The 12,984-nt window shown below is 58.7% G+C and carries 10 protein-coding genes; 4 read left to right on the top strand and 6 right to left on the bottom strand.

Features of this window, described 5'->3' with window-relative positions:
* Positions 1–33 precede the first annotated feature (33 nt).
* Both QWU43_RS03665 and QWU43_RS03660 read right to left on the bottom strand, forming a co-directional pair.
* Positions 34–1,980, bottom strand: a complete 1,947-nt coding sequence (locus QWU43_RS03665; RefSeq protein WP_370917206.1) for a DIP1281 family NlpC/P60 protein — start codon at positions 1,978–1,980, stop codon at positions 34–36.
* Positions 1,981–2,631: 651 nt separating this feature from the next.
* Positions 2,632–3,111, bottom strand: a complete 480-nt coding sequence (locus QWU43_RS03660; RefSeq protein WP_370914153.1) for a DUF6676 family protein — start codon at positions 3,109–3,111, stop codon at positions 2,632–2,634.
* Between the two features lie 439 nt (positions 3,112–3,550).
* Between QWU43_RS03660 and acnA the strand changes: the two genes are divergently transcribed.
* The 3 genes from acnA (at position 3,551) to QWU43_RS03645 (ending at position 7,994) form a co-directional block, all read left to right on the top strand.
* The gene (acnA, locus tag QWU43_RS03655) at positions 3,551–6,373 is read left to right on the top strand and encodes an aconitate hydratase AcnA (protein WP_370914152.1); all 2,823 of its coding nucleotides are present in this window, start codon (positions 3,551–3,553) and stop codon (positions 6,371–6,373) included.
* 209 nt (positions 6,374–6,582) lie between these two features.
* Complete coding sequence (locus QWU43_RS03650; protein ID WP_370914151.1) at positions 6,583–7,182, top strand: TetR/AcrR family transcriptional regulator; 600 nt, start codon at positions 6,583–6,585, stop codon at positions 7,180–7,182.
* Between the two features lie 68 nt (positions 7,183–7,250).
* On the top strand, positions 7,251–7,994 hold the full coding sequence (locus tag QWU43_RS03645) for a glutamine amidotransferase (RefSeq protein ID WP_370914150.1): 744 nt from the start codon (positions 7,251–7,253) through the stop codon (positions 7,992–7,994).
* An 11-nt stretch (positions 7,995–8,005) separates the two neighbouring features.
* Here the strand turns inward: QWU43_RS03645 and QWU43_RS03640 are convergent, their stop codons facing one another.
* The 3 genes from QWU43_RS03640 to QWU43_RS03630 all read right to left on the bottom strand — a co-directional run bounded on the left by QWU43_RS03640 (position 8,006) and on the right by QWU43_RS03630 (position 11,004).
* The gene (locus QWU43_RS03640; protein WP_370917131.1) at positions 8,006–8,557 is read right to left on the bottom strand and encodes a DUF1990 domain-containing protein; all 552 of its coding nucleotides are present in this window, start codon (positions 8,555–8,557) and stop codon (positions 8,006–8,008) included.
* Positions 8,558–8,635: 78 nt separating this feature from the next.
* A complete protein-coding gene (locus tag QWU43_RS03635) occupies positions 8,636–8,809 on the bottom strand; it encodes a hypothetical protein (RefSeq protein WP_370917130.1) in 174 nt (57 codons plus the stop codon).
* A 563-nt stretch (positions 8,810–9,372) separates the two neighbouring features.
* Complete coding sequence (locus QWU43_RS03630; protein ID WP_370914147.1) at positions 9,373–11,004, bottom strand: ABC-F family ATP-binding cassette domain-containing protein; 1,632 nt, start codon at positions 11,002–11,004, stop codon at positions 9,373–9,375.
* Between the two features lie 17 nt (positions 11,005–11,021).
* On the opposite strand from QWU43_RS03630, the gene QWU43_RS03625 reads away from it, so the two are divergent.
* Positions 11,022–12,260: a lycopene cyclase family protein gene (locus tag QWU43_RS03625; RefSeq protein ID WP_370917129.1), complete on the top strand. Its 1,239-nt coding sequence runs from the start codon at positions 11,022–11,024 to the stop codon at positions 12,258–12,260.
* On the opposite strand, the gene QWU43_RS03620 is transcribed toward QWU43_RS03625, so the two are convergent.
* Complete coding sequence (locus QWU43_RS03620) at positions 12,257–12,835, bottom strand: hypothetical protein (protein WP_370914145.1); 579 nt, start codon at positions 12,833–12,835, stop codon at positions 12,257–12,259. The genes QWU43_RS03625 and QWU43_RS03620 overlap by 4 nt on opposite strands.
* Positions 12,836–12,984 lie beyond the last annotated feature (149 nt).

The raw sequence follows: 12,984 nt of genomic DNA, 5'->3' as shown, positions 1-12,984 counted from the left end.
AGTACCGGCGGTGAGGACGTGAAGTACTACTGATCAGATCAGTCGGACCGCGTACGGACTCATACCGGACCACCGGACAGGACTGATCTGAACGTGTCCACCGGATTGCGGAGCCTCGATCATCATTCCGTCACCCAGATAAATGGCCACATGGTATTCAGCGTTGGGCCCCCAAAAGAGCAGATCACCACGCTGAATGTTCGTTGTCGACACTTTGGTTCCGCGCTGGTACTGGTAACCGGTGTAGTGCGGGAGCGCAATTCCCGCTCCTGCGAAAGCGTAGAGAGTCAACCCAGAGCAATCGAATCCGATCTTGTTGTAATCACCATACGAGTCGGCAACTCCCCCGTCCCGGATACCTCGGGTCGGACCTGCTGCATTGCCACCCCCCCAGGCATACGGCGTACCGATCATGGCCGTGGCCCGTGCGATGACCCCCTCAATCTTTTCGGAGCGTGATCCGGAGATGACCTCGGTGGCGGTCTCCGTGATTTCATTCAGGTCGGTCAGGGTCACGTAATCGACCAAAGTGTCGATGGTGCCACTGACGGGATCATCCGCTGTACCGTTTCGAGTGGTCGTCGGTGTGGCCGTCGTGGTCACCGGCGTGACTGTCGTAATCGCCGGAACGGAAGAATCATCATCACGGGTACCGTTCCCTACCAGTGCACTCTCTCTCGCAGTGGTAGGTTCTGGAGCCGCAGAATAGCCGCCACCGAAATTCTCACCAAGTACCGCGACGGTATCGCGAACTGCAGCGATGAGGGTGTCAGCGTCAGATTCCTCACTCGGATAAGGATTTGTCAACGTTGCATGGTCCGGAGAATTCACCGCGACCAACGCCGCTGCCGCCAGAGACGCCGCAGCACTCGCTGCACGACGAAGATCCTCCACCCGCTGTGCGTCCTCACCACTGCTTCCCACGTCAGAGGCGGCTTTTTCCGCGACCTCTTGGGCGCGAACTGCCTGATCAACCGCTTCCTGCGCTTTCTCGCGGGCTTCGCTCCGGTCCGGCGCCTCCAGCGCTGCTGCAGCAGCAGCGCTGGCAGCCGCAGCAGCCTCCTGACGACTGTCTGCCGAATCAACTTCTGCGGCCGCTTTCTGTTTGGCCGCCAACTCGGCCGCAACTTCCGCCGCCTTCCGCTCAGCCTCCGCCCGCGAATACTCCTCGTATTCCCTCCGCTGATTGTTTAGATTCCCGGCTGTTGCACGTGCCGCAGCGAGACGTTCCTCCGCAGCATCTCTTTCCGCAGCGAGCCGATCACGTTGGGCCGTGGCTTCCTCGATCAATCGGGCATTCGTCTCAATGTCGGCACGGGCGGCAGCCTCGGCGGCCTCAGCCTCCGATTCACGGTGTTCCGCAACTCTCCTCGCGGCCCGCAACCGTGATTCTTCATTTGCGTTCTCGGTCCGCAGACGATCGAGCTCGTCGAGAAGAGCCTCTTTCTTCGCGGCAGTGGTACGAATGAAGGTCTGACGCGCTAGAGCATCATCGGCATTCTTAGCTCCGGCAAGACCACTAACTGCCAGTGATGTACTTCCACGACGGTAAGCAGACCGGGAGATCTCATCAAGTTTGGATTGCTCAGCATTCAACCGGTCCTGAGTCTCATCCAGATCAGCTAGGGCGCCGCGAGCGTTCTGCCGTGCCTGTTCCGCGCCAGCCTGTGCGTCGTGAAGATCCACGAGCGCCTTGTTCACCGCCTCGCGGAGACGCCCCATATCGTTCTCCAGACTGACGATCTGTTCCTGCGCCGAGGATAGCCCAGCGGCAAGTGAAGCTACCTCGTTGGAACTCATCCCAACCGCCTGTTCGGCTGCTGCGATCTCCGAGTCATCCGGATTTCGCGGCACTGCCGAGGCCGGAGCCAGGGAGAAAGTGAGCGAAGCGGTCAACAGAACACCGATCGTCCGGTGTACTCGAGGGGTCGAGCCCCCCTCTGCTGCACCGGGTGCCGCTGTACGGCGAGGCGTGAACATTGCCACTGAGTAACTCCTATCCCCGCTTCATCGTTACCTGATGCCAGCCCGTGAACCGGACTAACCCGGGGCAGGGAGGTGCCAGGTTCAGGAGGCGCTGGCGCGACTCCGTCGATAGCGGCGACTGCTTCGTGCATCGTGGGCCGGAACAGCCGGAACAGGAAGTCCGACGATTTCCGGATGGTGGACATTCGGCACAGCCCATGAGTCCCTGACGAGACTCTAGGGATGGGACCCGCCAGGCATGCTTCCCCACGTGCCTCACGAACCACCAACAATCTTCATCTACGTTGATCCGGTGCCGACTGGACGGTTCGGAATCGACGTATCGATAACTGAAGGTAGAACTCACGGAACACATGGGCTGACAACTGAACGTTAATTCACTCCAAAGAACTTGGGTAAACAGTGATCCCACTAGTCACAGCGGTAAAGACTGACGCCGTGACTGGCAAGGTTGCTGACCTGTGCACTTTCACCCCCGAAAAATAGGTGTGATTTTCACCACATTGGATAATTTCTGCACGTGTCCTCCTACATCCACACCCCTCCATAGTATTTTGCCAACGGGAAGTTTTCAGGGGTGCCAATTATCAAACATGGTACGTCAAGCTTCAAAACTTGACATACCATGTCATTTCCAATCCGTCACTAACGCCTAGACAGTAGTGCGAGCACCGTCACCATGATCGCACAAAGGACGACGGCCAGAACTCCGAGATTGATGGCCTGCCACGGAACTATCGCACCATCGAGATCATTGACGAAAGTTCTCGTACCCTCCACCAGGTCTGGATTCTGGAAGAGGTCCACCTGGGCGGACTCAATCGCTGCTCGTGAATGGTTGTCACTGACAACAGCACCGCCCGCCGGTGAGCGAACTATGACGGTATCCGCCCCAGTGTCCATGAGAAGATCCTGTGCGATATCCCGCTGGTCCGCGGACATCGCGGGAGCTGAATCGAGAAAAACAAAACGGAGCTCACCAAACCCGCTCTGGCGTGCATCATCGATGACATTAGAAAGGGCACTCTCAAGTCCTGGATGCTCGGCCCCCAGTGATCCGATAGCAACATCATCATCGGCAAGATCCTCGACGATGTCCGTCAGATCAATCTCGGTGGGGATCATGTGACGATGATTTCCTCTCAGTGTTTCCGCGTCCGGGATCGACGGTGCCGACGCCCCCGCCCTCCCGACTATGGCACGCTGTCTCCAAAATAGGCAGAGGACACACCGTGTCCACCGACATTCCGCTAAGCCGTTTGCCAAATAACCTTTTGACACCGTGCGCGCGAGGACTATCCATGTTCCGGGGGTGAGCAATCCGCACACTCACGGTTTGCGACCACCCATTATGCGGCTTCAATGATAGATTACGGGGGTGGGGAAACCCACCACGTGCCAGAATTCCCGAACAGAACGCCCGTACTGTTATACTTTACCGCAGACGACGTTCATTCCAGCCTATCGGCGCGATGAACCGATGTTTGACCTGCGTCGGTGCCAGCCGGAGAATCACCCAGCCGATGCGTTAACTCACCCGATTAGTTTAGGAACGGAGCCTACCGTGACTGAGAGCCAGAACTCATTCAACGCCAAGAGCACCCTCAAAGTCGGCGACAAGTCCTACGAGTACTACGCTCTCGATGCTGTGCCCGGCATGGAGAAGCTGCCTTACTCCCTGAAAGTTCTCGGCGAGAACCTTCTTCGCACAGAGGACGGCGCCAACATCACTCGAGACCACATCAAGGCAATCGCGAACTGGGACGCCTCCGCAGAACCCAGTATCGAGATCCAGTTCACCCCAGCCCGGGTGTTGATGCAGGATTTCACCGGCGTTCCTTGTGTCGTTGACCTTGCGACGATGCGTGAGGCGATCAAGGCTCTCGGGGGAGATCCGGATGGCGTCAATCCATTGAACCCCGCAGAGATGGTCATCGATCACTCGGTCATCATCGAGGCGTTCGGTCACTCCGATTCCCTTGAGAAGAACGTCAAGATTGAGTACGAGCGTAATGAGGAGCGCTATCAGTTCCTCCGCTGGGGTTCCAAGGCGTTCTCCAACTTCCGGGTGGTGCCTCCGGGAACCGGCATCGTCCACCAGGTCAACATCGAGAACCTCGCCCGTGTTGTTTTCGACAACGACGGTGTCGCTTACCCAGACACCTGCATTGGTACTGACTCCCACACCACGATGGAAAACGGTCTCGGTATTCTCGGCTGGGGCGTTGGTGGTATCGAGGCAGAGGCAGCGATGCTCGGCCAACCCGTCTCAATGCTCATTCCCCGCGTCGTCGGATTTAAACTCACGGGAGCGATTCCCGCCGGTGTTACCGCTACGGACGTCGTTCTGACAATCACCGAGATGCTTCGCAAGCACGGTGTCGTCCAAAAGTTCGTCGAGTTCTACGGGTCCGGAGTCAAGGAGGTCCCACTCGCGAACCGCGCAACCATCGGCAACATGTCGCCAGAGTTCGGATCCACCTGTGCGATGTTCCCCATCGATGAACAAACCACCAAATACCTCAAGCTGACCGGCCGCTCCGAAGAGCAGATTGAGCTTGTCGAAGCATATGCCAAGGCTCAGGGCATGTGGCTGGATGAGGACTCACTCGAGGCCGAGTACTCCGAGTACCTCGAACTTGATCTGTCGACGGTTGTGCCATCAATCGCAGGTCCAAAGCGCCCGCAGGACCGTATTCTTCTCTCCGAGGCCAAGCAGCAGTTCCGCAAAGATCTGCCGAACTACTGCAGTGACAAGTTCGTCGAGGATGAGAGCCGACCCGCCGTCCGCATGGATGCTGAAGGCGAACTTGACTTTGATGATGCCGACGTCGCGGATCTCTACAACTCCTCTCGCGAAGGCCGCGGTGAGTCTGCTGCGAAGGGTGCGGAGGGACGAGCATCACGACCGGTCACGGTGACCTCTCCCAACGGGGGCGAGTACACGCTTGACCACGGGATGGTGGCGATCGCGTCGATCACCTCCTGCACCAACACCTCCAATCCCTCCGTCATGATCGGGGCGGGTCTGATTGCACGCAAAGCCGCTGCGAAGGGACTCAAGGCAAAACCATGGGTCAAGACTATCTGTGCACCCGGTTCACAGGTCGTTGACGGCTACTACAAGCGCGCTGACCTGTGGAAGGACCTGGAAGCCATGGGCTTCTACCTCGCAGGTTTCGGTTGTACCACCTGTATTGGTAACTCCGGCCCACTCCCGGAGGAAATCTCTGCGGCGATCAACAAGTATGATCTGACCGCCACCGCAGTGCTATCGGGTAACCGTAACTTCGAGGGGCGTATCTCCCCCGACGTGAAAATGAACTATCTCGCATCCCCGATCATGGTGATCGCCTACGCCATCGCAGGCACCATGGACTTCGACTTTGCGACGCAACCGCTTGGACAGGATGAAAACGGCAACGATGTCTTCCTGACCGACATCTGGCCCTCCACCGAGGAGATCGAAGCCACGATCGAGGAATGCATCTCTCGCGAACTTTACGAGGCTGATTACGCTGACGTCTTCAAGGGTGACGAGCAGTGGCAGAACCTCCCCACCCCCGAAGGAAAGACCTTCGACTGGGACGAGTCCTCGACCTACATCCGCAAGGCCCCGTACTTCGACGGTATGACCATGGAACCGGAGCCTGTGGCAGATATCAAGGGCGCCCGCGTTCTGTGCAAGCTCGGCGACTCGGTCACCACCGACCACATCTCCCCGGCTTCGTCGATCAAGCCTGGTACCCCCGCCGCTCAGTACCTGGATGAGAACGGTGTCGAACGCAACGACTACAACTCGCTCGGTTCCCGGCGTGGTAATCACGAGGTGATGATGCGCGGTACATTCGCCAACATTCGCCTTCAAAATCAACTCGTCGATCAGGCCGGTGGCTACACCCGCGATTTCACCCAGGAAGGTGGCCCTCAGGCATTCATTTTCGACGCGTGCCAGAACTACAAGGCAGAGGGCATTCCGCTGGTTGTCCTCGGTGGCAAGGAATACGGTACGGGTTCGTCCCGTGACTGGGCGGCGAAGGGCACGAACCTTCTCGGTGTCCGAGCCGTCATCACCGAGAGCTTCGAACGCATTCACCGCTCGAACCTGATCGGTATGGGTGTAATTCCGCTGCAGTTCCCCGAGGGCGAGACCCACGAGTCCCTCGGGTTGGATGGCACCGAGGTCTTCGATATCGAAGGCATTGAGGAATTCAACAACGACACAATCCCGCAGACCGTGAAGGTAACCGCACACAAGCAGGATGGTGGAGAGGACATCGTCTTTGACGCCAAGGTCCGCGTGGACACCCCCGGTGAGGCCGCGTACTTCCGTAACGGAGGAATCCTGCAGTACGTTCTGCGCAACATGGCACGGGGTGCCGCTTGATCAAGTCCTCCCGAGTCTACGATAGCCGGGATTGACCCTGGTATCCGGACTCTCACGGGCTCAACCGACGGGGCTGCGTAATGAGGAACGGTCGGCCGCTCCCCATTACGCAGCCCCCTCGTCATCGTTGACACCAGTACAATTCATTCGTGGTACCGCAACCCAGTTGTACTGGACGGATCACAACGCCACTAATAAGGAGAACTGTCGTGCCCAAGGTCAGTTCCTCGGACCTCTCGCAACGGCGTCGGGAGATCCTCGAAGGGGCCCGCCGGTGCTTTGCCGAGTTCGGTTACGACGGCGCGACCGTCAGACGTCTTGAACAGGCCACCGGAAAATCCCGGGGTGCGATCTTCCACCATTTCGCCGACAAGGAGAACCTTTTCCTCGCTCTCGCCCGAGAGGATGCGGCACGTATGGCGGATGTGGTAACTGAGGAAGGTCTGGTTGAGGTGATGCGGGACATGCTTTCCCACCCTGATCGCTATGACTGGCTCTCGACCCGGTTAGAGATAACCCGACTGCTGCGTACTGATCCGGTGTTTTCGGCCCGCTGGGTCGAGCACCAGGCGGTGCTCGACGAAGCTATCCGATCCCGACTCCAAGCCGGGGTGGACGCCGGACGTATGCGGACCGACGTAGCGGTCGAGGTTCTCCACACCTATCTCGAGACGGTGATGGATGGTTTCATCACCCGGCTTGCCAGCGGCGAGCCCACCGAGTGTCTACACCGTGTTCTCGACCTCGTCGAAGCCAGCGTCAGGACACCACACCCGGGAAAAGTTGATTCTCAGAGCAGACCGGTCTGATCATTTTTCCTCAGCTTTTCGTGTGATTGTTCCCATATTTTGGTGAAAAGCCAGTAGTATCACACGGTATGTCCGTCACCGAGATCACCAAACCTTTCCTTCTGCTGAGTACCCGGCCTGAGGATGATGCCGCGGAATCAGAGTTCAGCTCTTTTCTCTCAATGATGGAGCTGAAACCCGATTTTCTTATCCAAAAACGTGTGAATCGGGAACCTCTCGGCAGGGTCATTCTCGATGACTACTCCGGAATCATCGTCGGTGGCGGACCATACAACGCCACTGAACCCGATAAAACAGATCATCAAGTCAGGGTCGAGACCTGTCTGAATACGGTGATCAGGGAGTGCATTGAACGGGATTTCCCGCTCTTTGGAGCCTGCTTCGGCGTCGGTGCAGTCGGAAGCGTAGCCGGTGGTATCATCGACCGGCATTACGGTGAGAAACCCCGGTGCATTCTCGTCGATGTCACCGACGAGGGTAGGGGGGATCCGATCCTTGACGGGCTCCCCCACAGGTTTCCCACCATCGTCGGCCATAAAGAAGCCACGCGGGAGCTTCCACCCGGCGCAACCCTGCTTGTGCGGGGGGAAGACTGTCCGATCCAGATGTACCGAATCAAACGCCACATCTACGTGACCCAATTCCATCCGGAGCTGGAACTGGAGAGCTTCCGTGACCGGCTCGAGGTTTACCGCGATGCCGGATATTACGATCCCGATGAATTCGACTCGATCATCGAATCCTGTTCCGGTCACGATCTTTCGACGGACAACCGGTTACTCCGGAACTTCGCTCACCGTTACGCCCGCTGAACCGTCGGGACTTACGGGCGCATGCCTTCCAGGTAGCGGTCTGTGATCAGATTCTGCACTGAACGCGCCAATGGAGCTGCCAGCCGCGCCGGTAGCCATGCGTGGCGTGAGAATGCGGTGATTCTCCCTCTCACGGTTCCATCCGGTCCCAGTGTGATGGCGAACGCCTCTTCTCCGCACTCCACGTGGCCGGGTAGTGTCCCGTACACCAGTCGTGTCTGTAGCTCATCTACCTCAGCGCACAAGATCAGGCACGGCGAATCTGTTCCGGCGAACCGAACCCGGACAACATCGTCGGTGGTGGCCGGGCGCCAGGATCCGACGCCGACACCAGCGGATTCGTGTGCCCGCCACGTCATGAGGCGCTCGGAGGCGGCGTGATAATCCCCTGGCCCCATCCCCAGAATGATGCTTTTGTCAATGACTCGCCAATTGTCCTGCAGAAACCCGCCACCTGGACGCTCGCCGGTGTTGCACAACGTCGTCAGGATAAGCTCGTCCGGATAGGTCAGTTCCTCTGCCCATCGGCGTAATCGACCGCATGACCTGTCACTGCATTCCATGCCCCGAGAATAACGGAAGCTAATTCCGGGTAGTACCCACACCACTGTGCTCCACGCACAGGTGCGCATCCCGTACAGCTAGGGCGTGTCTCCTAAATGTTGTACCCAGGTCAGGATTGCACAGAGGGTGACGGCGGCGATGTTCCGCTTGCGGAACTGGCGGCGGATCGTGCCGGATGAGTACCCCTTGTCGGCGATCACCACGTCCGGACCGGTGCAAGGCCGACCCCGCCCGTCGATGGCACTGTGCATCGTGCTCGTTAGTCCACCACGCGGGCGGCCGATACGGTGACCTGTAGGTTCACACTCTACGACTGGCTGGTTCTTGTGATTCGATTGAGCCCTCTGTGTCCTGCTCGGGGCGCGTTGTGTTCGTGCCATGGTGATGGGCGCGGCAGATGGTGACATCGACCGAGACGTTCCAGTTGATCAACCCGGGCAGTATCCGCGTCAGCGAGAATCGTGTGCAGGACCCGGTCCCAGATGCTCTCGGCGTAGCGTACATGGCGCTTGCACACCGTCTGCCACGGGACGAACTCCTCCCGAGGCGGATCACCGCCACGCAATGCCCGCCCGGTAGCGGTAGATGATCCCTTCGACGAGCGTGCGATTGTCCTGAAACGGATGTCCCTGCCGCCCAGCGTTGGAAGGCAAAAAAGGGACTCGATCCGTTCCCATTGCTCATCGGTGAAATGGTGAAACCTCGATTTTGCTCGTCCCATACGGCCACCGTCTGGCGAATCACCGTTCAGTTAAGACACGCCTAGGAGTACGGCTTCACCGGTTGGATTCCTCTCCCGGGAATTTGGGTGTTCCTAAGCCAGTTCGACGATCTCCATGTACTCGTCACTCCAGAGATCCTCTGTCCCGTCCGGTAGGACAATGACACGCTCGGGATCGAGTGCCTTCACCGCTCCGGGGTCGTGAGTCACCAGAACCACAGCTCCGGTGTACGTACCCAGCGCATTGAGGACCTGTTCACGGGAGACAGGGTCAAGGTTGTTGGTTGGTTCGTCCAGTAGCAGAACATTGGCGCGCGAGCTGACCAAGGCAGCAAGGGCCAGTCGGGTCTTCTCACCGCCTGACAAAGTTCCTGCGGGCTGCTCCAACTGGTCCCCCGAGAACATGAAGGCACCGAGTAACCCCCGTAGATCCTGGGCAGCGGCGTCAGGACATGCCCGGACGGTATTCTCCCAAACGGATACCTCCGGATCAATGGTGTCGTGTTCCTGGGCGAAGTAGCCGATCTTAAGGCCGTGCCCGGAAACGATACCGCCCTCACCGTCGGTACGTTCGACACCGGCCAGGAGCTTGAGCAGGGTGGTTTTACCTGCACCATTGAACCCGAGGACAACCACCCTCGACCCTTTGTCAATCGCCAGATCTACACCGGCGAACACCTCGAGGGATCCGTACATTTTAGTGAGTCCGGTGGCGTTCATGGGGGTTTTGCCGCACGGGGCAGGTTCCGGGAAGGAAATGTGCGCAACTTTGTCGGAACGACGGATTTCATCGGTCTCCGAGATCATTCTCTCGGCTCGGGCGAGCATCTGTTTCGCCGCGGCAGCCTTCGTTGCCTTCGCACCGAGTTTCGCCGCCTGCTGCTTCAGTGCGGACGCTTTCTTCTCCGCGTTGGAACGTTCACGTCGGCGACGTGCCTCGTCTGTCGCTCGGGCGGCAAGGTACTTCTTCCATCCCATGTTGTAGACATCCGCTTCGCCCCGTACCGCATCAAGGAACCAAACTTTATTGCAGACCGCATCGAGTAGGTCGACGTCATGGGAGATCATGATGAGACCCCCCTCATGGCGCGTGAGGAACTCTCGGAGCCATGTGATGGAGTCAGCGTCCAAATGGTTGGTCGGTTCGTCGAGAAGTAACGTCGTGGTGGATTTTCCGGATCCAGCGGAAGCCGCGAAGAGGATCTGCGCAAGTTCCACCCTTCTCCGTTGACCACCGGACAGCGTCTTGAGTTTCTGATCGAGGATACGGGCGGGAAGACCGAGTGCATCACATATCCGTGCCGCCTCGCTGGCCGCCTCGTAGCCACCAAGAGTGTGGTATTCCTCCTCGAGACGTGAATACTTGCGGATAGCAGAATCACGCCGGTTATCATCCGTCGTCGTTTCCATGATCTCCTGCTGTCGCTCCATCGCCGACTGGAGCCGGTCCAGGCCACGTGCAGAGAGCACCCGGTCCCGTGCGGTCACCTCGATGTCACCTTCACGGGAGTCTTGCGGCAGGTAGCCGAGAGTCCCGGAACGAGTAACGGTTCCCGCATAGGCTTCCGCCTCGCCAGCCAGGATTCTCATCGTCGTGGTCTTCCCAGCACCGTTACGGCCGACCAAACCGATACGATCACCGGGTTGGACCCGCAGGTGCTGGCCGGGGGCGGTGAGCAGCGTTCGGGCACCGACACGAACTTCAAGATCACTGGTTACAATCACAGCCGGACAGTGTATCAGTGGCCAGCCGAAATATTCTTTCCACCGCCTTCGATACCACTGGTACCGGAATCAGCGGCACCGGTCTGACTACAACGCAGGGAGGAACGGTGAGCGAGATGGCGACTCCTGCCCGACACGGTGGAAACACCCCGGGGCAGTCCCGGTTCGATATGATCGTTGTCGGTCTCGGCCCCGCGGGGGCGGCGCTTGCGCATCGCGCGCACCGACGTGGCTGGAACGTTCTCGGTGTGGATCCCCGGGAGGAATGGCCGAACACCTACGGGATCTTCAGCGATGAACTACCTGACTGGTTACCAGATCCACCGGCGGCAGCGAGATCCATTCCCGTCATCATCGGCGCGCGTGTCTACACCCCGGGTAGGGAATATCTCATCCTTGACAATCAGAAGCTCCGTAACCGGTTCCTCACCTTTCCGGTTCTGATTTCTCGGGCAACCACGGTGGCACGCCATCACGTCTGTGCCGACGGACACACGATGCAAGCCAGGGTTGTCATCGATGCCCGGGGCGTGGATCCGGGCCGTGCATCCGCTTTTCAGCAAGCTTTCGGGGTAGTGATCGACGATGATGCACCCCCGGTATGGATGGATCTCAGGCAGGTACCGGATACCACCGAGGCGACGTTCCATTACCAGATCCCGGTTTCGGGTGGTGTTCTCCATCAGGAGACGGTTCTCGTGCGGAACTCGCGTCTCCCCTGGTCGGAGTTGGAGACGGCACTGCGCCAGCGGATAGGTGATTTCACAGCCCACCGGATCGTGAGATCCGAGGCGGTGCTCATCCCGATGGACCGGAACAGTCGTCGGCCCGTCATTGACGGTCCTGTGCCCTTCGGAGCACGCGCGGGCTTCATAACCCCCATATCCGGTTTCTCCGTCGCCACATCACTCTCTCTCGTTGAGCCGACCCTCGATGCGCTGGCTGCTGCCGCAATGTCAGGGGGTACGCCACAGAAACTACCGTGGCACACCTTCAGATACCGCACTGACCGGTATCTGATGAGGATGGGACAGAGAGTTCTCAAGGATCTCGACAAATATGAGTTCCCTGATTTCATGGAGCTCGTTTTCCGACTCGACACCTCATCACAGCGACGTTTTCTCAGCCCGGGGGATCCCGTGGGCACCCTGCGAGGGATGATGAGGATCTTCATTCATTCCGACACCCGGTTGAGGTTCAGGATCCTCTGTTCCCTGTCGGGGGTTGGCGGAACAGGACGGGCGCGGTTCTCTTAGCTGCTGGTGGAGAATAGTCCACGGAACCAGAGAATGAGAGCTTCGATGGCTCTCCCGACTCCGGTCAGGTAGTCGGTGATGGATCCCGTCGGATTTTCGTAGCGCGTCTCCGCTCGTGCCGAATCAATGTAGATGAGGTTCTCGGAGTCGACTGCAGTCGGTAACGTCGCGACAATCGTTCCACCTCCGGATCTCGGGGAAAAAGTCACCGTCGCCTCGAAGTCGGAATCCATCACCGCGGTGTACCCGACGCCGTCGATGATGAAGGTGACGGTTTCGCCGACTGTCCCGAAATTCGCCGGGAAGGTCTCTGCTTTCGCGGTGACACTCATCTTCCGGAGTACCCCGCTGGCAGGCCCCACCGTAAGCGAGAGCTCTCGTGCAACGAGGAGCGGATCCACGGGGTTTGGAAAATCGCAGTTCCCCGGTGCCGGTTTGAAGAGACCGGGCGTGATTACACAGGGATCATTCGGTGGGGTGGGCCTCGCGGCGGCACCTCCTACAGATCCGACCATACCTAGGAAAACAACGTTGGCAACGACTACGGACAGGATACGCTTTGTTCGGCTTCTCATCGTATGCTCCTGGGGGTTCGATTCGGCATCGTGTCGTGAGACGCAGCGTAGTTGCTTTCCCGTCGCTATGGAAGTAACACCAGAGAATCTGTTCCTCATTATTACCATCGGGGCGTATCACCCAGCCGCCGGATTGCTCAGCACTCCTG

This window comes from Corynebacterium sp. CCM 9204 (assembly GCF_041357695.1).
Classification (GTDB): domain Bacteria; phylum Actinomycetota; class Actinomycetes; order Mycobacteriales; family Mycobacteriaceae; genus Corynebacterium.
This window is presented reverse-complemented; position numbering and strand designations above follow the sequence as displayed.